At 45.2% G+C, this 22,277-nt stretch carries 26 protein-coding genes; 10 read left to right on the top strand and 16 right to left on the bottom strand.

Annotated features, from left to right (window positions below; translation table 11 throughout):
• Positions 1–55 precede the first annotated feature (55 nt).
• Entirely contained in the window at positions 56–1,477 is a 1,422-nt protein-coding gene (locus NYE22_RS20645; protein WP_213419518.1) for a YcdB/YcdC domain-containing protein, read from the bottom strand.
• Between the two features lie 173 nt (positions 1,478–1,650).
• Between NYE22_RS20645 and NYE22_RS20650 the strand changes: the two genes are divergently transcribed.
• Positions 1,651–1,782 carry a hypothetical protein gene (locus NYE22_RS20650; protein ID WP_003246334.1) on the top strand — a complete coding sequence of 44 codons (132 nt, stop codon included), beginning with the start codon at positions 1,651–1,653 and terminating at the stop codon, positions 1,780–1,782.
• Positions 1,783–1,804: 22 nt separating this feature from the next.
• Positions 1,805–2,869 carry a DUF4352 domain-containing protein gene (locus NYE22_RS20655; RefSeq protein ID WP_128992373.1) on the top strand — a complete coding sequence of 355 codons (1,065 nt, stop codon included), beginning with the start codon at positions 1,805–1,807 and terminating at the stop codon, positions 2,867–2,869.
• A 39-nt stretch (positions 2,870–2,908) separates the two neighbouring features.
• On the opposite strand, the gene NYE22_RS20660 is transcribed toward NYE22_RS20655, so the two are convergent.
• The 3 genes from NYE22_RS20660 to natA form a co-directional block, all read right to left on the bottom strand.
• Positions 2,909–3,841: an aldo/keto reductase gene (locus tag NYE22_RS20660; RefSeq protein ID WP_342412104.1), complete on the bottom strand. Its 933-nt coding sequence runs from the start codon at positions 3,839–3,841 to the stop codon at positions 2,909–2,911.
• A 135-nt stretch (positions 3,842–3,976) separates the two neighbouring features.
• Complete coding sequence (gene natB, locus NYE22_RS20665) at positions 3,977–5,137, bottom strand: sodium ABC transporter permease NatB (protein WP_072173729.1); 1,161 nt, start codon at positions 5,135–5,137, stop codon at positions 3,977–3,979.
• Entirely contained in the window at positions 5,138–5,878 is a 741-nt protein-coding gene (gene natA / locus NYE22_RS20670; RefSeq protein ID WP_015252894.1) for a sodium ABC transporter ATP-binding protein NatA, read from the bottom strand.
• Between the two features lie 143 nt (positions 5,879–6,021).
• On the opposite strand from natA, the gene natR reads away from it, so the two are divergent.
• Together natR and natK are read left to right on the top strand one after the other, a co-directional pair.
• The gene (gene natR, locus NYE22_RS20675; RefSeq protein WP_003234759.1) at positions 6,022–6,723 is read left to right on the top strand and encodes a two-component system response regulator NatR; all 702 of its coding nucleotides are present in this window, start codon (positions 6,022–6,024) and stop codon (positions 6,721–6,723) included.
• A 12-nt stretch (positions 6,724–6,735) separates the two neighbouring features.
• The gene (gene natK / locus NYE22_RS20680; RefSeq protein WP_342412105.1) at positions 6,736–7,692 is read left to right on the top strand and encodes a two-component system sensor histidine kinase NatK; all 957 of its coding nucleotides are present in this window, start codon (positions 6,736–6,738) and stop codon (positions 7,690–7,692) included.
• A 39-nt stretch (positions 7,693–7,731) separates the two neighbouring features.
• On the opposite strand, the gene NYE22_RS20685 is transcribed toward natK, so the two are convergent.
• Entirely contained in the window at positions 7,732–8,808 is a 1,077-nt protein-coding gene (locus tag NYE22_RS20685; RefSeq protein ID WP_342412106.1) for a helix-turn-helix domain-containing protein, read from the bottom strand.
• A 234-nt stretch (positions 8,809–9,042) separates the two neighbouring features.
• Here NYE22_RS20685 and NYE22_RS20690 point away from each other — a divergent pair, with 234 nt between their 5' ends.
• A complete protein-coding gene (locus tag NYE22_RS20690; protein WP_151870469.1) occupies positions 9,043–9,426 on the top strand; it encodes an RDD family protein in 384 nt (127 codons plus the stop codon).
• 37 nt (positions 9,427–9,463) lie between these two features.
• Here NYE22_RS20690 and lipA read toward each other — a convergent pair whose 3' ends face one another.
• Both lipA and ansZ read right to left on the bottom strand, forming a co-directional pair.
• Entirely contained in the window at positions 9,464–10,102 is a 639-nt protein-coding gene (gene lipA / locus NYE22_RS20695) for a lipase LipA (RefSeq protein ID WP_003234767.1), read from the bottom strand.
• Positions 10,103–10,263: 161 nt separating this feature from the next.
• Positions 10,264–11,391, bottom strand: a complete 1,128-nt coding sequence (gene ansZ / locus NYE22_RS20700) for an asparaginase AnsZ (RefSeq protein ID WP_003234769.1) — start codon at positions 11,389–11,391, stop codon at positions 10,264–10,266.
• A gap of 216 nt (positions 11,392–11,607) precedes the next feature.
• On the opposite strand from ansZ, the gene lmrA reads away from it, so the two are divergent.
• On the top strand, positions 11,608–12,174 hold the full coding sequence (gene lmrA / locus NYE22_RS20705; protein WP_003246449.1) for a transcriptional regulator LmrA: 567 nt from the start codon (positions 11,608–11,610) through the stop codon (positions 12,172–12,174).
• 39 nt (positions 12,175–12,213) lie between these two features.
• Complete coding sequence (gene lmr(B), locus NYE22_RS20710) at positions 12,214–13,653, top strand: lincomycin efflux MFS transporter Lmr(B) (RefSeq protein ID WP_003234772.1); 1,440 nt, start codon at positions 12,214–12,216, stop codon at positions 13,651–13,653.
• Positions 13,654–13,694: 41 nt separating this feature from the next.
• Here the strand turns inward: lmr(B) and NYE22_RS20715 are convergent, their stop codons facing one another.
• Positions 13,695–14,807 (bottom strand): aminotransferase class V-fold PLP-dependent enzyme, encoded by a 1,113-nt coding sequence (locus NYE22_RS20715; RefSeq protein WP_342412107.1) that lies wholly within the window; start codon positions 14,805–14,807, stop codon positions 13,695–13,697.
• A gap of 78 nt (positions 14,808–14,885) precedes the next feature.
• Here NYE22_RS20715 and pcp point away from each other — a divergent pair, with 78 nt between their 5' ends.
• Positions 14,886–15,533 (top strand): pyroglutamyl-peptidase I, encoded by a 648-nt coding sequence (gene pcp / locus NYE22_RS20720; RefSeq protein ID WP_342412108.1) that lies wholly within the window; start codon positions 14,886–14,888, stop codon positions 15,531–15,533.
• On the opposite strand, the gene tatC is transcribed toward pcp, so the two are convergent.
• The 6 genes from tatC to cwlJ all read right to left on the bottom strand — a co-directional run bounded on the left by tatC (position 15,530) and on the right by cwlJ (position 19,835).
• Positions 15,530–16,258, bottom strand: coding sequence for a twin-arginine translocase subunit TatC (gene tatC / locus NYE22_RS20725; RefSeq protein ID WP_014475692.1), 729 nt, complete (start codon positions 16,256–16,258; stop codon positions 15,530–15,532). The two genes, pcp and tatC, sit on opposite strands and share 4 nt — an antisense overlap.
• A 60-nt stretch (positions 16,259–16,318) precedes the next feature.
• A complete protein-coding gene (gene tatAD / locus NYE22_RS20730) occupies positions 16,319–16,531 on the bottom strand; it encodes a sec-independent protein translocase protein TatAD (RefSeq protein ID WP_003223835.1) in 213 nt (70 codons plus the stop codon).
• Positions 16,532–16,543: 12 nt separating this feature from the next.
• Complete coding sequence (gene phoD, locus NYE22_RS20735) at positions 16,544–18,295, bottom strand: alkaline phosphatase PhoD (protein ID WP_169037987.1); 1,752 nt, start codon at positions 18,293–18,295, stop codon at positions 16,544–16,546.
• Positions 18,296–18,313: 18 nt separating this feature from the next.
• A complete protein-coding gene (locus NYE22_RS20740; RefSeq protein WP_169037988.1) occupies positions 18,314–18,490 on the bottom strand; it encodes a hypothetical protein in 177 nt (58 codons plus the stop codon).
• Positions 18,491–18,554: 64 nt separating this feature from the next.
• On the bottom strand, positions 18,555–19,301 hold the full coding sequence (locus tag NYE22_RS20745; RefSeq protein ID WP_326243231.1) for a VWA domain-containing protein: 747 nt from the start codon (positions 19,299–19,301) through the stop codon (positions 18,555–18,557).
• A gap of 105 nt (positions 19,302–19,406) precedes the next feature.
• Positions 19,407–19,835, bottom strand: a complete 429-nt coding sequence (gene cwlJ, locus NYE22_RS20750; protein WP_015715185.1) for a cell wall hydrolase CwlJ — start codon at positions 19,833–19,835, stop codon at positions 19,407–19,409.
• 310 nt (positions 19,836–20,145) lie between these two features.
• Here cwlJ and NYE22_RS20755 point away from each other — a divergent pair, with 310 nt between their 5' ends.
• Both NYE22_RS20755 and NYE22_RS20760 read left to right on the top strand, forming a co-directional pair.
• Positions 20,146–20,532 (top strand): YndM family protein, encoded by a 387-nt coding sequence (locus tag NYE22_RS20755; RefSeq protein WP_003246313.1) that lies wholly within the window; start codon positions 20,146–20,148, stop codon positions 20,530–20,532.
• Positions 20,492–20,626, top strand: coding sequence for a hypothetical protein (locus NYE22_RS20760; protein WP_119122840.1), 135 nt, complete (start codon positions 20,492–20,494; stop codon positions 20,624–20,626). The genes NYE22_RS20755 and NYE22_RS20760 overlap by 41 nt, the downstream gene beginning before the upstream one ends.
• Here NYE22_RS20760 and NYE22_RS20765 read toward each other — a convergent pair.
• Together NYE22_RS20765 and NYE22_RS20770 are read right to left on the bottom strand one after the other, a co-directional pair.
• Positions 20,587–21,273, bottom strand: coding sequence for an ABC transporter permease (locus NYE22_RS20765; RefSeq protein ID WP_342412109.1), 687 nt, complete (start codon positions 21,271–21,273; stop codon positions 20,587–20,589). The genes NYE22_RS20760 and NYE22_RS20765 overlap by 40 nt on opposite strands.
• Before the next feature lie 18 nt (positions 21,274–21,291).
• Complete coding sequence (locus NYE22_RS20770) at positions 21,292–22,215, bottom strand: ABC transporter ATP-binding protein (protein WP_101501830.1); 924 nt, start codon at positions 22,213–22,215, stop codon at positions 21,292–21,294.
• Positions 22,216–22,277: the final 62 nt, after the last annotated feature.

Genomic DNA, 22,277 nt, shown 5'->3' on the forward strand with positions numbered 1-22,277 from the left:
CTTTCATCACATACTCTCTTCTATATCTGAGGCAATTGCGTGACTTTTGGCTGTTTCACCATATGCTGAAGACAGGCTCTCCTGTATGTGCATCGATAAAACGCGGATACACCGGCTTATAGACGAGCCGGTAGCTGTGTTCTTCATCATCCCCGTACTCTCTTTCCCAGCCAAGCTCAACTTTAAAATGCTGCCAAAAGATAGCCTTGGCTTGTTCAACTGAAATGGCCGGCACAGGATCAATGGTTGCCAGCTCATTTGGGTCAATATCCGGTCCCATATAAACGGTGATATACCCTGTCTGGCGGCTGACACAAATTTTGATCTGCCCAAATCGGATCGGAACTCCGTGACAATGCGCTTCAAATGTAAAAACAGCGACTGCGTTTTCTTCTTCATCCTTTTCATCGTATCTGATCCTAAAATATTGATCGGCATTCGGAAATAAAGCAAACAGAAAGCGAAGCGCGATTTTTTCGCACTCTGCCTCAGTTACTGTCAGCGGCCCTTTTTCCTCCATAAATGACATGACGCCTTCGAGTTTTCCGGTTTCTTTGTTATAGATGGTTTTCAGCACTTGATGAGTCCGTCCCTTAAACCAGCTGTCCATGCTTTTATCCGCCGGCTGATACACAGGGTCATCCGGATTCCGCCAAACGATTCCGATTCTCCCATCTCCCAAATCCGCTTCCCGCTCTTTGACAAACCCATTTTCAATACCAATCATGCTGTCAGGATCGGCCTTTTCGCGGATGCCCTCGAATAAAGGGAGAGGAAAGCTCTCCGGCTCCCTGTAATCATCGTCATCATCAACTCCTCCTTGTTCTTCTTGAACCAAATCCGCAGGTACGGTAATCGCCCTACATTCAGGCTCATACACCAAATGTGGCTGATCATCTCCATTTTTGTAAACAGAACGATGGAGAACCTCAAACAAAAGGTCGAACTCCACGTCCTTTTTGATAAAGGCAAGTGCCTCTTCAACATCCGCGACCCTCTTTGGCTTGATGATGCTGCCTGCTTCGCCGTAATAGCGGAAGTAAACGATCTCACCTGATAAGGAAACATCAGCCATAAATCCGCTCATGGGGAGAGGAAGCCCAGCCTCCATTTGAACATATGAAAATCTCACTTTATCGCCGTATGCACGGTCATTTTCTTCACGAACAAAGGCAGAGAGTGCCCCCGGATGATGAGTCTCGACAAATTGGCGTATGATATCCTCTAGTTTCTCCTCAGACAGCCTTTCTCCGCTTTCAGGCTCAATATCACGGGAAAGGGATTCCAGCTCCCCGTCCGGTCCAAGTTCCACGATAATGCCGATATTCTCATCCTGAGGATCTGTCCAACAAAAACAGACTCTTTTGTCATCACCGCCATAATCTTCAATTTCCAGTTTTAAGTGTGTCGGCACCCGGCCGATTTCCAGTGCTTTTTGTTTCAGTCCCTCTTTCTTCACAAAGGCAGCCCCTTTCATCCTTCTTAAGTTCCCTCCAACTAATCAAAAAGTAATAGTCTAAAATACACAGTTTTCTGAGTTTACCAGTTTTACCAGAACATTTTTCACCAAAAATAGGATGATGAACCTATTCAATATAAAAGCTAATAATCTTAAAATTAATTCCGTTGTAACTTTTTATAGGTCCATTCATGACAAAGGAGGGCGGAGTTTCCAGAAAATCCGGTGAAAACCGTGAGAAAAGAACTGATTTTTTTGGTTATATGATGCTAATCCATTCAAAAAGATCCATTTCTCAAAGACAAAAGACTCCCCTTTCCTAAACCATTTGAGGAGGAAAAATGAATGTTTCAGAAAAAAACGTACGCTGTTTTCCTAATTCTTCTGCTGATGATGTTTACAGCTGCTTGTTCCGGCAGCAAAACAAGCGCGGAGAAGAAAGAATCAGAAACAGAAAAAAGCTCAGATATAGCTCAAGTCAAAATCAAGGATGTCTCTTACACGCTTCCGTCTAAATATGATAAGTCCCCTTCAGATGACCAGCTTGTGTTAAAAGTCAATGTCGCGGTGAAAAACACAGGAAAAGACCCGCTGAATGTAGACAGTATGGATTTCACATTGTATCAAGGTGATACCAAAATGTCTGACACAGACCCTGAAGACTATAGCGAAAAGCTTCAAGGCAGCACGATTAACGCTGACAAATCCGTTGAAGGAAATCTTTTCTTCGTTGTAGATAAAGGCAAGCAATACGAGCTCAACTATACGCCGGAATCTTACGGTGATAAAAAGCCAAAATCAGTTACTTTTAAAATTGACGGAAAAGACAAAAAAATTCTGGCGACGGCAGATAAGCTCCAAGATTCTGCAAAAGCGTTATCAGCTTATGTTGATGTCCTTCTTTTCGGCAAAGATAACGCCGATTTCGAAAAAATCACCGGCGCTAACAAAAATGAAATTGTAAATGATTTTAATGAATCAGCCAAAGACGGTTATCTCTCAGCTTCCGGCCTTTCCAGCACATATGCGGACAGCAAAGCGCTTGATAATATCGTGAACGGCATTAAAGAGGGATTAAGCAAAAACTCTTCCATTCAAGCAAAAACGACTTCAATCTCTAAAGACGAAGCAATTGTTGAAGCCACAGTTAAACCTGTAGATGCATCTTCTCTTTCAGACCGTATCGAAGACAAAGTGAAAGACTACTACAGTAAAAACTCTAGTGCCAGCTATGAAGAGGCAGTGAAATACGCGCTTCAAGTCTACCCTGAGGAATTTAAAAAGCTTGGACCTGCTTCATCTGAAAAAACAGTTGAAGTAAAAATGAAGAAAAATGACATCGACCAATGGCAGCTTGATATGGATGATTACAGAGCAGCAGAATTAGTCGAAGCATTCATCAAAGAATAAAACACCAAAAGGAAATAGCCTCGGAGGCTATTTCCTTTTTTATTTGAAAATGTCGCTGATGAAATTCACTTCATCTTCGGTCAGTTCAATGTTCAAGGTTTTCAGGTTATCCTGTAATTGCTCCGGTCGTTTAGCTCCTGGAATAATGGCATCAATCGCCGGTCTCGTTAACAGCCACGCCAAGGCGACATGTGCCGTATCCGCTTGTTTTTCCTCCGCTACTGCTTTCAGCTTATCTACTTTTTTGAGATTGTGGATAAACGTTTCACCCTGAAATTGAGGTTTATCCTTTCTGAAATCATCAAAGACTGTGTCTTGCGTGAATTTTCCTGTCAGCAGTCCGGACGCAAGCGGAAAGTAAGGAATAAAGGAGATGCCTTGTTTTTCACAGTATGGAAGAAGCTCTTTCTCGGCATCACGCTGTATGAGAGAATATTCGGCCTGGAAGACCTCCAAATAGCCGTCAGCATTAAAATCCTGCAATTGCTGATAATCGAGGTTCGAAGCGCCGATCGCTTTGATTTTCCCCTCATCCTTCAGCTCTTTCAAAGTGCCCGCCACTTCAGCGAGAGGTGTTTTTCCATCCGGAAAGTGAACATAATACAAATCAATGTAATCTGTTTTCAGCCGCTTCAGGCTCTTCTCCACCTCGCTGCGAAGAAACTCCCGGCTATTGTCTAATTCAATGCTGCCGTTCACTTCTTTATGAGCTCCTTTGGTGGCGATGATGAGCTCATTCCGCACGCCGCGTTCCTGTACGACTTCGCCGATTAATTCTTCAGACCGCCCCAATCCATATATAAAGGCGGTATCGATAAAATTGACGCCGCCATCCAATGCCGTGCGCACTAAATCCTTCCCAGTTTCATCATTTAGATTTGGAAATAGATTATGCCCGCCGACCGCATTCGCGCCGAATCCGATCCGCTTCACCTTCAGCTTCGTTTTGCCGAATGTACGTGTTTGATCCATTGTTCCTTCTCCTTTGAAACCAATTTTGATGAAAAATAGTGCAGGGTCACTTTTTGTATTAGATATCCTTTTTCTATTTTCCTTCTTTTTTCAGGATATACAAAAAGGAGAAAGTGTATTTCTCCTTTCGCAAGTTTATTTTGGAAGAACCCATTTGTCTTTCAGGAAGCAGGCTCTGGCTAGTAAAAAGAAGATGGCGATGAGCACGGCGATGGTTCCTGACGTAGACAAAATGGCAGCCGGGTCAACCATCCCGAATAAAAGCTGTTTAAATAACGCATGCAGGTTCAGAAACGGGATGAGAAAGTATGATAAGTCAAATTGGTTCGGTGCCTTGCTGAAGATGAAAAACATCGGGAACACAGGCAGAAAGACGACGAGAGACATATAACTTTGCGCTTCTTTTACCGAGCTGGACATGATGCTGATGAAAAGCTCCATCGCAGATATCAGCAATGCAGAGAGCACAATGATTAAGGCTGAAGCGCCGATTACACTCCACATATGATCTCCCAGCTGGAAGGCCGTTTTTAAATTTTCGGTAAATAACACGGTGGACAAAATCAAAAACACCAAAGCCAATACACCTGAAGCCACGGCAAAAGTGGAAACCGCAAGCCACTTGCCGACCAGCACTTTGTTTCTGCTGACTGGCGTTAATAGCAGCGCCTCGATTGACTTCCGGTCCTTTTCACCGGCCATGATATCAAGAGCGATCGGCATTGCGCCGGAAACAATGGAAGTCAGAATCAGCATGGGCAGAATGGCGGAAAGCATAATAGCGGAAGTCCCTTTCTCCTCATCCGCTTCCTTTTGCTGAATCGTAAACGGCTGGATCACCGATTGATCAATATGCTTATTTGTTAAACGTTGCTGCACAATTTCATTTTTGTACTGATCTAAGGCAGACTGCACAAGCTGCATGGCATTTGACGACCCTTGATCGATTGAATTACCGTAAACATCAATCTTAAAAGGTGTCATGCTGTTGACATATGAGTCGAACTCTTTCGGGACGTTCAGATAGGCATCTGCTTTTCCTTCATCAACTGCCTCTTCAGGCTTTGCAAATGTTTTTACGCTGATTTCGTCAATCTCATTAAGCTTGCTTTCCAGTGCGGGCGGAAGCGAATGGCCGACAGCCAGCGTGTACTGCTCCCCTTTGTCGGACAGCATGCTTTCATAAAAGAAGACAAGTCCAAGCATCATAATCATCGGCACTAAGATTGTGAGTAAAATCGTTTTTCTGTCGCGCAAAGCGTCGATCATTTCTTTTTTATAAATATGGCTCAGCATTTAAGAAATCCCCCTGACAAGCTTAGACATAAAGATGTAATTCAAATCCTCACTGCGCTCGCTCTCGTATAGTGATTCAAGCGCCCCTCGGTAAATCACCTCTCCGCTGTGAATCATGATGACACTGTCACAGAGCGCCTGCACTTCCTCCATAATGTGGCTGGAGAAAAGAATCGTTTTTTGTTCTCTTTTCAGCTGCTGTATAAATTCGCGGAAGATGTTGCTTGACGTAATATCAAGCCCAGTTGTCGGCTCATCAAATAAAATGATGTCCGGATCGTGAATCAGCGCTCTGGCAATGGCGACTTTCTGCCTCATGCCTTTCGAAAACCCGCCCACTCTCCGGTTCATATAATCGCGCATGCCGAACCTTTTCGATAAATCTTCTATTCTTGCTTTGATCTCGTGGCGGTTCAGCCCATACAGCCTGCCGAAGTATTGGAGATTTTCTTTAGCGGTCATCCTGTCGTAAAGCCCGGTTTCTCCTCCGAATAAGACACCGATTCTTTTTTTGACTTCAGCCGGCTGCTTGACCGTGTCAAAGCCGTCTACTGTGATTACACCCTGTGATGGTTCAAGCAAGGAAGCAATCATTCTCAGCATCGTTGTTTTGCCGGCACCGTTTTCTCCGAGAATGCCGACGACTTCTCCTTTTTCAATTGTTAAGCTTACATCTCGCACCGCTTTGACTACTTTTTTCTTATCCTGAAACCTGCGGCTGCAATCGGTCAGTGTAATCATGTCACAATCTCCCTTATCTTTATTTCTAGTAATGACTATATACGAAAAGCTGGATTAGTTGGATAAAGTTGTCGCGAAGAGTTCTTTTTATGTCGCGAAATGGGATAGAATAAAGATGATTCTATGTAACTAGGGGAATGATAATGGTAAAAGTCGGACTTGTAGATGATTATCGAGTAGATTTAGAGAAGCTGGAAGCGATCGTGTCCAGAATGCAGGACGTCGAAATTGTCTTTTCCACCGATTCAGCGAAGGAAGCCTACAGGCGGGTAAAGAACGGAGACATTGATCTGCTGCTTGCCGATATCGAGATGCCCCATATGTCTGGCTACGAGCTTGCTGATTTGATCAAATCCCATTCACTTGATGTGGATGTGATTTTTGTTACCGGCCACGGCGGTTATGCGGTTCACGCCTTTGACCTGAACGTCCATGATTATATTATGAAGCCGTACTATGCCGACCGTCTGGCCGCTTCCTTCGACCGGTACTTGAAAAAGAAAACGGAAACGAGTTTGAATGGGCGTATATTGATAAAGCAAAAGTCTGAAATGCACGTCCTGCAAAAGAAGGATATTATTTTCGCAGAACGGACGGGACGTTCGACGACGATTGTGACAACCGCCGAAGAGGTGCAAACGTATCAAACATTAAATGATATTAAAGGCGACCTGCCCGAAAAGGATTTTCTCCGTTCGCATCGTTCCTTTATTATCAACATTCATTACATAAAGCATTTTTCCGCTTATACCAAGCATTCATTCACAGTTTCCTTTGAGGGAACGTCTAAAAAAGCGATGATCACCAAGCAGCAGCTTGATTATTTTCAAAACTACTACTTTTGAGGAGTTCAGAACGTGATTACCCTTTTTCAATGTCTTTATCTGGTTTTATTTAGTTTCATATGTTATCAGGGAGCTGCTGCTTTTTCACACAGCACAGCCGCCTCTTGGCTCACCGCTGTTTTAGGCGCAGCTGCTGCAGGATTGTACATTTGGAATACGAATCGGGTGTGGAAACTCTGTTCCTCAGGGCTTTGTGCATGGATTGCCGTGATTCAAGTGATGTCGGCGGGAGTGGTGCTGATCGGCACAGACATCATGCAGGCATTATGTGTAATCGTAATATTTGCAGGGTGTGAAGGGCTCCGTATCGGACAGTCTGCTTTGCAGGCAAGGCTTTCTGATCAAATTGATAAGCTGACTCAAGCTGAACAGCACGCCAATCAAATGCTGATTGATGTGAGAAGCCGGAATCATGACACAATGAAACATATCACTGCAATCAAATCAGCTCAGCCCAAGGCAGATACACAAGCATATATTCAAAACTGGGCGGATCAATACAGTCAATATGACCGATTTTTGAAGGGAGAGAACGCGTACGTTGCAGGGGTGCTTTATGATTTTTTAGAAAAAGCCCGCGCCTCGAATGTGAGTGTTTCGCTGCATATTCATACACCGCTTTCTTCCCTTCCGTTTTCGCCTGCTGATCAGGTCAGCTTGGTCGGCAACATATTAGAAAATGCGCTCGACAGCGCGGCGGAGGCCCGAGAAAAAGCAGAGATTAAACTGGAGACTTCACTGCGCAGCGGACTTTATGTACTGACTTGTGAAAACAGCACTCCCGGGATGGACCCAAAAGTGCTCGATACAATCTATCAATCGTTTGGCCGCTCAACGAAAAACGGCGCTCATGAAGGCATGGGCACATATATCATTCAAAAACTGGTGAAGAGCGCTTTTGGCAGGCTGGATTTTACCTACCGCCACCCCATCTTCCGGTTAGAAATCAAAATTCCGTTTCAGAAATAAAAAAACCTTGAAAAGCCCGGCTTTTCAAGGTTTTTTTCATTATGAGGATAACGCTTGTGCAAAACGATCTGCTTCATCTTGCAGCGTGCTTTCAATTTCTTTGTAACGGCTGGAAATCGTTGATGCACTAACTCCGTATTTTTTCGCCAGTTTAGCTTGAGAAACGGACGCGCCGTTGAGAGAAATCGCGTTTACATAATATTCAACTGCCGCCGCAAAAGCTTCCGGCTTTCTGATGACAGGTGATTTTTTCTCGCAGAATGTTTTCCAGATGTCAATAACAGCTGGGATCAATTCAGTCGGATACTCTTCCCCGCTCATGCCTTCTTCAATAGCCGCAGCGGTTTCTTTCTCCAAGTCGTTTGCCCACTCAACAGTGCTTACTTCCGCTTTCTCTGCTTGTGGCTCTTCATCTTTCTCAGCTAACAACGCGAACAGAACGTTGTTGAATTCCTGCTTCATGAAGTCCTCCGGCGTTTTGCCTTCCTTCACAGCGGCATCCGCATATTTCTTCACCTTGCTGATCAGCGCTTCTGTTCTCTTCACCGGGAAGATCGTGAACTGCATGAAGAATTCTGCTTTTTCCGCTTCGTGGATTGGGTATCCAAGAATCAGGCTTCCCACTGGAGGAAGGTCTTGATTGCTGGCGTCCATTTCCACTTCGAATTGTTTTGCCGTAATAACATCTTCAAAGTGGATGATGCCTTCCTTCAGGTCCTTCAGCAGCAATAAAGCAGGCGTCATGCTCTGCCATGATTCTACGATCTCACGCGTTTTATGACGAGTGATCGAATCGCCTTTTTTCTGAAGGTACTCTTCGAAGATTGTCTTCTCACCAGCAAGCGGGTGGAAGAAGATTCCCCAGATTCCTAAGTTAAATACGCTGATGTCTTTCGTCTGTCTGTCCATAGCAGAAAGAAAATCATGCTGGTTGATAAAGCCTGAAATGCTTTCTCTATGTACTGTGAAGGCATACTCCACTAAGTCTTCCTGAATTTGTTTCGCTTCTTTTGCCGCTAGTTCCGCCGGGAAGTCGACAACTTTACTTCCGCAGCATTTTTTATATTTCTTGCCGCTGCCGCATGGGCAAGGGGCATTTCGTTTCACTTTTCCCACAATAAACCCTCCGAATTCTGTTGTAACTTTTCTATTTTAACAAAAATAACTTCTGAGGGCTTGGTTTCGGGCTAAAAAAGAATTTGGTAATGTGATAAGCTGGCTGATTATGCCAATTTACCTATGACATTTTCACCAACTTTTGTGATTTAAGGCTTATCACCTATTCCCACTTTAGGCCCTTCTTTTTTACAATCATTAGGTATTTATTTAACATTTTAAGGAGTGTTTCTATTGGAACTAGCTGGTTTCATGCTGCGCGCCTGCGCTCTTGTACTTGATGTAATCATTGCCGCAGCAGTGATTTTGGCAGCCGGATTTACGTTTGGCGATGAGTCCGCCGGTGTCATTATTGTCGCCATATTGATGCTGATTGTGTATCCTTTGCTGATGCCGCTGACAAATTGGAAGGGCACACTGGGCAAAAAAATCATCGGGCTGCAAATCGTGAGGGACGAAACACACGAGAAAATTTCTTTCCTACAGGCGATTGTCCGTTACATCATAGCGTGGGTGCATGTATTCTCCCGCCTGATCTATTTGACTGCCGCATTTACGAAGAAAAAACAAACCGTTCATGATATGGCGGCGAAAACCATTGTGCTGAAAGCAGAATAACCTTGAAGAATAGCATTCTTCAAGGTTTTGTTTTTCATTAATTCGTATTCTGGCCCCCGCCGTTCAGCCCTTCTTTAATCAGGCTGTTGACTTGGCTGCTGTACAGAAGGCCGATGTGTCCAACGCCATGGATTTGAACGTTTCTAGCACCGTCTAATCTTGATAAATAATTCATGACAATCATATCGGCACTGCTGTAAATGGATGTGTATAAAATCTTTTGATTTGGATCTGTTCCCGGAAGCGCCTTACCTGTCGTCAAACGGTTGGCGCCGCCAAGCGTCACGACGTTTTCAACTTTATTTCCGCCGTCCAGATTTTTTATGTAGTAAAGTGTGTTCGCGCCCCCCATACTGTGAGCGACAATATCCACTTTTTTCGCACCCGTTTCATCTAAAACCTTTTGCACAAATCGTGACAATACCGGGCCATTGTTATAATTTGTGCCTGTCTTGTCCCAAAAATCAACTGCATACAGCTTGTCCCGCGACCAGCCCTGAGATACGAGATAGCTCTTAATTCCCGCAAAATTGAATGATGCCCCTCCAATGCCGTGAACCATAACGACTGGATTGTGTTCAGCGGCTTTTACTGACGGCTGCAACGCAAACAGCGATGTAACAGACAGCATCAAAATTGTTACAAGTGCAATAATCCTTCTTTTTACAAATTTCATAATATCCTCCTTTTTTTGTAACAAATTCTCCAATTATATTACGTTACCAAATTAATTAAGTAAAGGGTAATTTTGGCTTATTTTTAAAGAAATTTTAAGATTCAGAGGTCATTATTGGTCCTAAAAAGCCAAAAAAAGAAGGCTTATTCGCCTTCTTTTCTTCAATACTCATTGAAATAAGCTTGGATTTTTTGAGGATCATTTGTTTTGGTAAGCGCAAGCATCAGCAACATCCGTGCTTTTTGGGGGTTTAAAGAGTTCGATGCCAGCAGGTCCTTTTCCGCATAGTCTTGGTTTGGTGTGACGACACCATTTCCCGTGCGGGTAGAGCGCACCACTGTAACGCCTTTTTTGACTGCGCTGTCCGCCCCTTTTTCGGCTGCATCAGATAAAGACCCGTTCCCAGAACCGGCAAATACAATCCCCTTTGCTCCGGCTTTTACAGCAGCGTCAAACAGGTAGCTTCCGTCATTTTGGTATCCATAGATAATGTCAACCTGCGGCAGCTCATCAAGATTAGAAACCGAGAAATCCGTGTCCTTCGTATGCTTACGGGTAATCTCATTATTAAAATAGATATCATCTGCAATTGTTCCGACGAAGCCCATTTCTTCTGATTTAAATGTATCTGTTGTGGTTGTGTTTGTTTTGGTGACATATCGGGCTGAGGCAATCCGGTCGTTAAGAACAACAAGCGTCCCTTTCCCTTTTGCCTCAGGGGCACCTGCCACTTTCACTGCATTGTACAGGTTAGAAGGCCCATCAGCGCTGATGGCTGTGGAAGGTCTCATCGAACCGACAATAACAACCGGTTTATCACTTTTCACGGTAAGATTCAAAAAATAAGCGGTTTCCTCCAATGTATCTGTTCCATGAGTCACGACGATTCCGTCTACATCATCTGAAGCGAGCAAGTGGTTGATGCGTTTCGCCAGCTTCAGCAATATTTTATTATCAATATTTGTGCTGCCGACGTTAACAATCTGCTCGCCGCTGACGTTTGCAATGTCTTTCATTTCTGGAACTGCCTCGATCAGTGATTCAACGCCGACAACACCTGCTTTATATTCAGTCGTTGAGGTTTTCGATTGATCGGCACCAGCTATCGTGCCTCCTGTCGCTAAAATTCTAATGTTTGGCAGACCTTTTTTTTCAGAGGCAGAAGCCGAAGAGACTTTTTGTGTCTGCGTTTTTTCTTTCGGGGATTCTTTTGTTTCAGGAGAATGTGAACATCCGGTAAAAACAAACAATAGTGCGGTAAAAAGTACGAGCATTCGTTGTTTTTTCATCTATTTCTCTCCTTACATCCATATGATGATTAATCATTGAACATTTTATCTATTCAGTCAAAAGATCAGTCAGCTTTTCTCTCAGTATTTTTTGTTGTCATATCCTTCTTTTTTTGTCTTTTCATACAATGAATTTTTCTTGACAATTGATGATTGAATCAAGATAATAGACCAGTCACTATATTTTTGATTGCAATTCAGTAAGGTGGGAATGTTATGAGTTATGGAGATTCCCGTGAGAAAATCCTTTCGGCAGCTACCCGGCTTTTTCAGCTGCAAGGGTATTACGGCACGGGGCTGAACCAGATTATAAAGGAAAGCGGCGCGCCTAAAGGCTCTCTTTACTACCACTTTCCCGGGGGTAAAGAACAGCTTGCGATCGAAGCCGTGAATGAGATGAAGGAGTATATCCGTCAGAAAATCGCGGACTGCATGGAAGCCTGCACCGATCCAGCGGAAGGCATTCAAGCCTTTTTGAAGGAGCTCTCCTGCCAGTTTTCATGTACGGAAGACATTGAAGGCTTGCCTGTGGGCTTGCTAGCGGCTGAGACGTCATTGAAAAGCGAACCGTTGCGCGAAGCCTGTCATGAAGCCTACAAAGAATGGGCCTCTGTATATGAGGAAAAACTGCGGCAGACTGGCTGCAGCGAGAGCCGTGCAAAAGAAGCCAGCACTGTGGTTAACGCGATGATTGAAGGCGGTATTCTTTTATCTTTGACGGCAAAAAACAGTACGCCGCTCCTTCATATCTCCAGCTGCATTCCTGACCTGCTGAAGAGATAAAAAAAACGACATCCTACATGCAGTTGATAGAGAGGGGAAATGATTTTGGAAACAACAGCTAAAGCATCTCAGCAATACAAAGTGATGCCGATTATGATTTCCTTGCTGTTGGCCGGTTTTATCGGCATGTTCAGTGAAACAGCACTGAATATTGCGTTAACCGACCTTATGAAGGAATTGAACATTACAGCGGCAACCGTCCAATGGTTAACGACGGGCTACCTGCTTGTACTCGGTATCCTTGTTCCTGTTTCAGGACTGCTGTTGCAGTGGTTCACAACAAGACAGCTTTTTACCGTGTCACTAATCTTTTCAATTATAGGAACCTTGATCGCAGCACTTGCGCCGAGCTTCTCGTTTTTATTAGCAGCAAGGATCGTTCAGGCACTTGGAACCGGTCTTTTACTGCCCCTAATGTTTAACACAATCTTGGTGATTTTCCCGCCTCATAAACGGGGCGCCGCAATGGGAACGATCGGTCTTGTCATTATGTTCGCGCCCGCCATCGGCCCAACTTTCTCAGGATTGGTTCTGGAGCACCTCAACTGGCACTGGATTTTCTGGATCTCTCTTCCATTCCTTGTGCTGGCGCTTGTGTTCGGTATCGCATATATGCAGAATGTATCTGAAACGACAAAGCCGAAAATCGATGTATTGTCTATCATCCTGTCGACGATTGGCTTCGGCGGCATTGTGTTCGGATTCAGCAACGCGGGTGAAGGCTCCGGGGGATGGTCCAGCCCGACTGTTATCGTGTCACTGATTGTCGGCGTTGTCGGCCTTATCCTATTTTCAATCCGCCAGCTGACAATGAAGCAGCCGATGATGAACCTCCGTGCGTTCAAATACCCGATGTTTATTTTGGGTGTGATCATGGTGTTCATTTGTATGATGGTCATTCTGTCATCTATGCTGCTTCTGCCGATGTATCTGCAAGGCGGCTTAGTCCTGACTGCATTTGCATCTGGTCTTGTTCTCTTGCCGGGCGGTATTTTAAATGGATTTATGTCCCCTGTTACAGGCCGCTTGTTCGATAAATACGGGCCGAAATGGCTTGTCATTCCGGGATTTGTGATTGTCACAGTTGTACTATGGTTCTTCTCAAATGTAACGACCACTTCAACAGCTGTGCTGATTATCATCCTGCACACCTGCTTGATGATCGGGATTTCTATGATCATGATGCCTGCACAGACAAACGGTTTAAACCAACTGCCGCGTGAATTTTATCCAGACGGCACCGCCATTATGAACACGCTGCAGCAAATGGCCGGCGCTATCGGAACAGCGGTTGCGGTCAGCATTATGGCTGCAGGCCAGCATGATTATATGAGTACAGTTAAAAACCCTGCCGATCCGGCAGTCATCCCGCAAGCTTTGACAGCGGGTGTACAGCACGCATTTGTGTTTGCAATGATTGTTGCCATTATCGGTTTAATTGGCGCTTTCTTTATGAAGCGCGTGAAGGTAGATCATTAATATGAAAAGCCCCTGACTAATGTTCAGGGGCTTTTTTATGTTTACTTGTGGATCGTTTTCGCCGCGATTTCATCAATCGCGTGACGCATTTCCTCCTTCGTATTATAAAAATGGGGAGCGAGACGGATAACATTTTCCCGCGGCGCGCAAATCACTTTTTTCTTTTTCAGCAACGCCGCCGTTTCCGATGCCCGCTCATCCCGGATCGCAACCATGCCCGGCTGATCCCCACCTTGTGCCGCCGCCAGCTGCAGGCCTTTTTCAGCGGCATATTGAACTGCATCGGCACAGATCGTTTTCACATGATCCCTGATATGAGAAACCCCAATATGATTCAGCAGCGATAAAGCCGCTGCAGCTGCGTATACGCTGATAAAAGCTGGGGTGCCCGTTTGAAAACGGCGCGCGTCTTTTGCATAAGCCCCATCAAATCCGCTCTCTCTGCCGAACCAAGCTGATGCTTTCGGCTTCAGTGCGTCAGCCAGTTCCTTTCTCACATAAAGAAACGCCACACCCGGTATGCCGAGCAAATACTTCCGGGTGCCTGCTGCCAGCATATCTACGCCCCATTCCTTCACATCAATGGGAATATGCCCGGCTGATTGATAAGCATCTACAAACAATAAAGAGCCCTTTCTCTGAGAAATCTCAGCAATCGCTTTTATATCCTGAACATAGCCGTCACGATAATGAACGTGAGGAACACACGTCAGTACTGTTTCATCCGAAATATGCGTTTCATATTGTTCAAGCGGCAGCACGCCGTCTATTGATGGAATGACGGATACGGTATAATCGGAGTGTGCCTGCCAAACATGAGGCACCGCCGGAAAATCCATATCTGTATATACAACGTGCTTCTTTCCAAATGCAGTTAAGGACGATGCTACAGAAACCAGTGCATCAGAAACTGACGGTACAATCGCCACTTCATCCGGTTCAGCCCCGATCAGCTTTGCAAACTCGTTTCTCGCAAACTCTGTTTTTTCGATCGCTTCTTTCCAGTTCGTCCCCATATACAACAGGCTATCATGATATTCCTGGATCGCCCTTGATACAGGCTCTGCCAATGCGCTCTGAGAACAGCTGGCAAGCATCGTATGCGTCTGCAAGGTTGGGAATAAATGACGATACTGCTGCGGCAAATGCTCCATTATGATTCACTCCTTTACATTATTTTGATGAAAAACCCATAAATAAACAATAGAATAAAAGAAAAAGGAGATGGGAGAATGAGAAAAAAAGTGCTGATCACTGGCTTTGACCCTTTTGACAAAGAAACCGTCAATCCATCATGGGAAGCGGCGAAACGGCTTAATGGCTTCGAGACGGAAGAGGCAATCATTACAGCGGAACAAATTCCTACTGTCTTTAGATCCGCTCTGGACACTCTGCGCCAAGCCATTCAAAAACATCAACCGGATATCGTAATTTGTGTCGGCCAAGCAGGAGGACGGATGCAGATTACACCGGAACGAGTGGCGATCAACCTTGCAGATGCGCGAATCCCCGATAACGAAGGACATCAGCCGATTGATGAAGAAATTTCTCCAGATGGGCCCGCCGCTTACTGGACAGGGCTTCCCGTGAAACGAATGACTGCTAAGATGAAGGAACACGGCATTCCAGCTGCGGTTTCCTACACAGCGGGGACCTTTGTATGCAACTATTTGTTCTACGGGTTAATGGATCACATTAGCCGGACATCCCCGCACATTCGCGGCGGTTTTATTCATATTCCTTACATTCCGGAGCAAACAATCGACAAAACAGCGCCGAGCCTCAGCCTGGACATGATTGTCCGGGCATTGAGAATCGCCGCTGTTACGGCCGCACAATATGATGAGGATGTGAAGTCACCGGGCGGTAAGCTGCACTAAGCGGCCGCCGCTGTTTCTTCCCTCAGCCTCTTTTTATAGACAAACGCCGATAGGGTGACACTCACTTCAAACAGGACAAGAAGCGGGATCATCACGAGAAAATCAGAAATAAAATCAGGCGGCGTAATTAATATAGATACGACAATCAGCAGAAAATAGGACAGCTTTCTCGCTTTGGCCAGTCTGTAAGGATTTAAGATACCCAGCCTTGTTAAAAACATCACTACCAAGGGCATCTCAAACAAGAAGCCGAACGGCAGGCTCAAATTCACCATAAACCTAAAGTAGCGGTCAGCCGTAAACATCGTTTCAAAGTGGCCGGAGGATAAATGAGTCAAAAAGCTGAGCACGATCGGAAACAAGACAAAGTATCCGAAGGAGATGCCCGCCAAAAACAACGCAAATAAACCTGGTATGTACATGAGCGTCACCTTGCGCTCCGTTTTCGTCAGCGCCGGTGCAACGAAACGCCACAGCTGGTACGCGGCAACAGGGATAGAAGCCGCAATGGCACAAATGCCGGAAAGCATCATATACACCCAGAGGATTTCACTCGGCCCAAGCACAGCCAGCTTTCCATCCAAATCCCTGATCAGCCAGTCATAAATGTCCTGTACGAACAAAAAAGCCGTGATGAGAAATAGAAAAAATGCCGCAAGGGTGACGATAATCCGGCGGCGAAGCTCTTCTAAATGCCCGATCAGATGGGTTTCTTTTTTATCCATTCAAAAAAGCCCTCCCTTTCATAAAAAAAGAGGCAGACCCGGTGTCTGCCTCTTCAGCATTCAGCCCGCGTTTTTGTCCTGCTTTACCGCTGTCAGCTCAGCTGATTTCTCTTCTTTTTCATCACCAGACACAAGTGATTTTGTGGCGCTTTTAAATTCCAGCAGTGTCCGTCCGGCAGCACGCCCGATTTCCGGCAGCTTGGAAGGGCCAAAAATAATGAGGGCGATGACAAAGATAAGAATCAAGCCCGGTATTCCAATGTTTGAAAACATAATTTCCACTCCTTAATTCGTGATTTTTGCCCGCTTCTTAATCATTTGTTTTTCGTGGGCTTTGTTGTGCGCAAAGAAACGATCCTCTTCGACCTCATCGGATTGCTTCACCCCGCCTTGGATTGTTGTGGATGATACCTTTCTCAACCCAGTTTGGTCTTTCTGGTAAACGAATGAAGCCCTCGTGGAAATGGATGCGCCCGGCTCGGTCACAAACGGCATCACCCGATAATCGGCTTTCCACTGGTGAGGCGTCACTGTACAGCGGACATATCCGCGATAGTCGTTAAAGAACTTGATGTGCGGATTTTCTTTTAAAATTTGGTCCGTATCCGCTCGCTTATCGGCGCCGTTCCCTCCGGAAGTGATCGAGGTTCCGACAAATTCGGCTCCGAATATTTTTGAACTTGTCTTCTCGAAATCGACATGCAAGTTCGATGCCCAGCTTGCGTGTACATCACCTGTCAGTACGACAACATTATTCAGATTTTTGCTTTTAATGAAATTGATAACCCGTTCGCGCTGAGCCGGGTAGCCGTCCCACGAATCCATGCTGTAGATCGGGCTTGCGCTTGTCCCGAAATTCCACTTGGCAAAGAAAATCTGCTGCGCCAGCACATTCCAGTGGGCTGTCGAACTGCCCAAATTGTTGAAGAGCCACTGCTCCTGTTCTTTTCCAAGCAGGGTCCGATTCGGATTGCGCGATTCATCAGAAGGCGGCTTATTGCCGTCGTTATTGGCTTGGTCGTCCCTGTACTGGCGGGTATCAAGCACATTGAAGGACGCCAGGTTTCCGTACGTAAAGTGCCGGTACAGCTGCATATCTGGGCCATTCGGCAAAGAGGAAATGCGGAGCGGCATATGTTCATAGTATGCCTGGTATGCTGCCGCGCGGCGGAGCACGAATGCTTCAACCGACTGTCCTTTTTCAGGTATTTTATTGGCATAGTTGTTTTCAACTTCATGGTCATCCCAAGTTACAACCCAAGGGAATGCCGCATGTGCAGCTTTAAGATTGGCGTCAGAACGGTATTGAGCGTGACGGTTCCGATAGTCTTGCAGCGTAATGATTTCCGCGCTGTTGTGCGTGCGGACATTGCCTGTTTTTGATACATATTCATTTGGGCCGTATTCATATATGTAATCACCGAGATGGAAGACAAGATCAAGCTTTTCCTTCGCCATATGCTTGTAGGCCGTATAATATCCGTGCTCATATTGCTGACAGGAAGCAAATGCAAAGGTCATTTGCGGCACATTGGCGCCAGGGGCAGGCAGTGTTTTTGTTTTTCCGACAGGGCTTAGTTCATGTCCGGTTTTGAAACGGTAATAGTACACTTTGTTCGGCTCAAGCCCGTCTGCTTCCACATGAATAGAATGGGCAAGACTCGGTTTAGCCATTTCAGTGCCTTTTCTTACGATTTTGCGGAAATGCTCATCCTTTGCGACCTCCCATTTGACAGGCACGGCTTGCTTCGGCATTCCTCCGCCGTTCAGCGGATCTGGTGCCAGGCGCGTCCAGAGCACGACACTGTCAGAAAGCGGATCACCTGACGCTACCCCTAATGTAAACGGATAGCTTGAGAATTTAGGCGCAGCATTTACTTCAAAGGCCCCAACCGACTGGGCAATCGTTAATCCAAGAGAAAGTCCTGCAATCTTCCCCGCTCCTTGAATAAATTTACGGCGGTCAAACGTATTGTTTTGAAAGCTTTCCTCTTTCAGTTTCTGTACCCATTCATCAAAACGACTGTCGTATGCCATTCAAGATCCCCTCTCTCCTCATTGATCGTCTCCATTATAGGAAATCATTGTTAAACGACTGTGAAGAAATGTGAACCGATTGTAAGCGCTGAACATCAAAAACAGGTCTTCCCTCACAAGCCTGCCGCTGAAACATGCCGAAAGCTGGCTGAATGACGCGTTTTTTGCATATCCTGTCGTTTGCAAGCCGCCCATTCGGACTATTTTTCTTCACATGATCTTAAAAAAACAAAAACACCGAGCCATTTCGCAGAATGGCTCAGTGCCTTATCAGTGATTTCGAAAACAATCTGCTGAAAAAGCCCTTCTTTTTCGGCTTTTCAGCAGGAGGCTCTTGTTCTCTTACAATCCCTTTTTCCTTCGCTTCTTTCAGCCAAAATGGAAATTCAGCAAGCAGAGCATCATAAAGCTCATCATCAGAAATGCGGTCAATCTCTTCGATATGCAGGAAATTCGTGTTATCAATGACACGCCCTTCTAACGTATCCAGTTTATTGAGAAAATCAAAGTTTCCGTTTCCGATGCCGACAAACTGCCAGAACACCGGTTTATCAGAAGAAGCTTCAATTATCGGTTTGATTGACTTTTTACAGCCCCCGTCATTGATAAAAACAATAAAAGCAGGATACGAGCTCGGTTCCTCCGCAACATATTTGCGCAGCACGTCCTTCATGACTGGCGGCTCATCATTTCTGCCGAATTTATGCAAGCGGTCATTATTTAAAATTTCACGATCGACATAGCCCGAAAAATCCTTTTCTGAAACTGGCTTTAATCGGGAAAATTCATTATCATACACCCATACATCCAGCAAACCGTTATCATCAAACTGATCAGCCACTGCCAAAATCCGCTCCACCACATTTTGAACCGTCCCGTTTTTGTAGAGCGGTCTCATCGATCCCGTAATATCAAGAACCAGTCCGACACGAGCCGTCACCTTCGTTAACTGCTTTTTCTCCAGTACGATCTTTACACTTTTCTTTTGCAGGTCAATTGTTGCCATTCTGTCATCTCCGTCAGCTCTTTTTTCTTCGATTATCTCACAGGAATATTTTCCATTGCATCTTTTCAAAGAAAAACACCGTTCAACTTGAACGGTGTCCTGTCTCTAAAATGTGTTATATACATTTTCACACGTCTCCGCCGTCGGCTGATAAAAGCAGTGTGACTTAAATCTGGCCACAAACGGCTGGTTATACCACTGGGCTGGACAGTCCCCCTCCGGCCTGAAATACCATAAACTAAATTTTGCAGGCCAGCGCCTTTCACCATTAATTGACCGGCGTGCAAGGGCACGCTCGCTATCCCGCGCTCTTTGATAAAAATATCCATGAGTCACAGCCTCAAACGCGTGTGGCTGATAAATCATCTGCCTGATGGTGCGGAGGCCTTTAAAATCTGAGCAATTCGCCCGCAGCCGATTAATTCCAACGTTGCCGACAAGCAGCATCCCCTGCTTGCCTTCACCTTCCGCTTCCGCTCTGAGCAGCCTTGCCATCAAATCGACATCCGCACTCGTTGCTCTCACGACCGCCATCACGTCACCTCCCCTTGATCTCTTTTCATCATATTTCATTACTTCAGAAGTGATGACGGAGGGACAGGAGAAGTTTTTAAATTTATTCTAAAAACAGCAAACATAATGGGCTGTTGGGCATCAAAGCAGCGTCCGGTGCAGTACAAGCTTCACATTTCCGCTGTCGAAGCGCCGCAGCCTCAATTCCTGGATTCACATCATTGACCCCTCCCCAGCAGATTTGCACCCGCCTCCGAAAAAAAATAAGGTTTAACTTTTTACATTTGAGGAATTATACATAACAAATCAAATGACAAAAGGAGGAATTGTAATGACACATGTGAAAGCGCTCGCTATTAAAGGTATTATGACGATTATTGTGTTGTATCTGGTGCTTGGTCTGGGCTTTGGGTTCACGTTTGGTGATACGCTGCTAATGACGATTGTGTTAGGGGTTATTTCTTATTTGCTGGGCGATCTTTATGTATTGCCGAAATGGAATAATATGATTGCAACTTTGGCTGATTTTGGTTTGGCCTTTCTCGTGATCTGGCTGATGGGCATGCCGCTTTCTATGGGGATGACTGGCGGTGAAGTTGCATTGGCGGCTTTATTCGGCGCGATCGTCATGGCAATCGGTGAATATTGCTTCCATTTCTATATGATGAGCAAAGAGATTGGCAAGAAGCATTATCTTGAAACAAGAACAGACTCATAATGGAAAGGCCGGTGCTGACAGCATCGGCCTTTTATACATATTGGGCGCCTTTGTTTACGCATCCTGCTTGTCCGCATTCCTGATCGCCATGTAGGAAAAGAACAATCCGAATGCCGCTAACGATAACGGGATATACACAACAGATGAAATCGAGAAGCCCGGACTTGTTGAGTTGATGAGCATCACAATTACTACAGATGAAATGATGGTCGCCGGAACCGAGTGTCTACGCATCCCAAAAAAGATGGGAACTAAACTGGTTCCAGCGGCGCCAAAAGCGAAAACCGCCATTTTGACCGCCTGTTGAGAAATGATCTCGGAAGTAAGCTCTCCCGGTATGAAATGGTAGATCGAGTTCAGCCAAAAGAAACCGGCGGCTATGAGTATATTTGAAAGTAAAATCGTGATAAACGTCAGTCCGCCCGCGATCATGAGCTTAGCGGTGAGCAGCTTTTTACGGCTGATCGGGTACGTGAACATCACAAGAATGGTTTTGTTTTTATATTCCGAAATCACCAATTTTACGATCAGCACAGCGCCAAATACGATAAATACCGCTCTGACGAAGGTACCGATGATGAGGAATGCTTCATCCGTACTTTGGAACGAAACCCCGCCATCGGCTTTTTCGGAATAACTGATCAGCCACATAAAACCCATAATGATCACGTTGGCAATAAGGGCACCTCTGATATACCAGCCCATTTTCATTTTTCTTAATTCGATTCTGATCAAATTCATCAACGTGTCTCTCCTCCTTTACGCACTGATGCTATTGCCGTTGATCAATTTGATAAAATAATCCTCCAGCGACGTATACTTTTTGTTCATTGATTCAATGTCTACATCATTTAAAATCAATGCTTTGGATATGGCAGCCTGAGAGGCTTCAGCCTCGTAAATTCGGATTGTTTTCTCATTTAAAATTTTAAAGTTGGTTAATTGCAGCTCTTTCTCAAGAACAAAGCAGGCCTTTGTCTGATTCGATGTAACAAGCTCGATGTATTCAGTGTTCTGGCCCCTGACATCCTCCATTGATACCTCTTCAAGCAGTCTGCCGTCCCGAATGACGCCGATCGTGTCCGCAATTTGTTCGATTTCACTCAGTAAGTGGCTTGAGATCAGCAGTGTCATCCCGTACTCTTTGCTCAGCACTTGAAACAATTGCCTGATCTTTTTAATGCCGATAGGGTCAAGACCATTCACCGGCTCATCCAAAATGAGCAGGTCCGGCTTCGTGAGGATGGCACGCGCAATTCCAAGGCGCTGCTTCATTCCGAGGGAAAAGGTTTTGACGGGTTTTTTGTCGATTTGTTTTAAATTCACCATATCCAGCACTTCTTGTATGGCTTTTTTATTGTGGTATCCCATATATTCACAATGCAGATCTAAATTTTCTTCAGCTGTCAGGTTTTCATAAAAAATCGGATATTCAATCATGCTGCCGATGTTCCCCAGCACCTCATATGACGTGTGGGTGAACTTGTTCCCAAGAATGATGATTTCACCGCTTGTCGGTTTGACAAGGCTCGTCAGCATTTTCATAATGGTTGTTTTCCCCGCGCCGTTCGGGCCGAGAAAGCCGTAGATTTCACCTTTTTTAATATGCATGCTGACATTGGATACGACCTCTTTGCCCTGATACGTTTTGGTCAGCCCGTTTGTTTGTACGATATAAGTCAACTTTGTTTCTCCTTCCCTCTCTTTACCTATTTTCTATTGTAGCGGCGAGCCCTGTCATTTTT

The sequence above is a fragment of the Bacillus sp. FSL K6-1560 genome, assembly GCF_038592935.1.
GTDB lineage: Bacteria > Bacillota > Bacilli > Bacillales > Bacillaceae > Bacillus > Bacillus subtilis.

Coding starts and splice junctions, on each gene's coding strand:
- NYE22_RS20645 (WP_213419518.1), bottom strand. CDS start 1,477: ATGAAAGGGGCTGCCTTTGTGAAGAAAGAGGGACTGAAACAAAAAGCA.
- NYE22_RS20650 (WP_003246334.1), top strand. CDS start 1,651: ATGACAAAGGAGGGCGGAGTTTCCAGAAAATCCGGTGAAAACCGTGAG.
- NYE22_RS20655 (WP_128992373.1), top strand. CDS start 1,805: ATGTTTCAGAAAAAAACGTACGCTGTTTTCCTAATTCTTCTGCTGATG.
- NYE22_RS20660 (WP_342412104.1), bottom strand. CDS start 3,841: ATGGATCAAACACGTACATTCGGCAAAACGAAGCTGAAGGTGAAGCGG.
- natB (WP_072173729.1), bottom strand. CDS start 5,137: ATGCTGAGCCATATTTATAAAAAAGAAATGATCGACGCTTTGCGCGAC.
- natA (WP_015252894.1), bottom strand. CDS start 5,878: ATGATTACACTGACCGATTGCAGCCGCAGGTTTCAGGATAAGAAAAAA.
- natR (WP_003234759.1), top strand. CDS start 6,022: ATGGTAAAAGTCGGACTTGTAGATGATTATCGAGTAGATTTAGAGAAG.
- lipA (WP_003234767.1), bottom strand. CDS start 10,102: ATGAAATTTGTAAAAAGAAGGATTATTGCACTTGTAACAATTTTGATG.
- ansZ (WP_003234769.1), bottom strand. CDS start 11,391: ATGAAAAAACAACGAATGCTCGTACTTTTTACCGCACTATTGTTTGTT.
- lmrA (WP_003246449.1), top strand. CDS start 11,608: ATGAGTTATGGAGATTCCCGTGAGAAAATCCTTTCGGCAGCTACCCGG.
- NYE22_RS20715 (WP_342412107.1), bottom strand. CDS start 14,807: ATGGAGCATTTGCCGCAGCAGTATCGTCATTTATTCCCAACCTTGCAG.
- pcp (WP_342412108.1), top strand. CDS start 14,886: ATGAGAAAAAAAGTGCTGATCACTGGCTTTGACCCTTTTGACAAAGAA.
- tatC (WP_014475692.1), bottom strand. CDS start 16,258: ATGGATAAAAAAGAAACCCATCTGATCGGGCATTTAGAAGAGCTTCGC.
- tatAD (WP_003223835.1), bottom strand. CDS start 16,531: ATGTTTTCAAACATTGGAATACCGGGCTTGATTCTTATCTTTGTCATC.
- phoD (WP_169037987.1), bottom strand. CDS start 18,295: ATGGCATACGACAGTCGTTTTGATGAATGGGTACAGAAACTGAAAGAG.
- NYE22_RS20740 (WP_169037988.1), bottom strand. CDS start 18,490: ATGGGCGGCTTGCAAACGACAGGATATGCAAAAAACGCGTCATTCAGC.
- NYE22_RS20745 (WP_326243231.1), bottom strand. CDS start 19,301: ATGGCAACAATTGACCTGCAAAAGAAAAGTGTAAAGATCGTACTGGAG.
- cwlJ (WP_015715185.1), bottom strand. CDS start 19,835: ATGGCGGTCGTGAGAGCAACGAGTGCGGATGTCGATTTGATGGCAAGG.
- NYE22_RS20755 (WP_003246313.1), top strand. CDS start 20,146: ATGACACATGTGAAAGCGCTCGCTATTAAAGGTATTATGACGATTATT.
- NYE22_RS20765 (WP_342412109.1), bottom strand. CDS start 21,273: ATGAATTTGATCAGAATCGAATTAAGAAAAATGAAAATGGGCTGGTAT.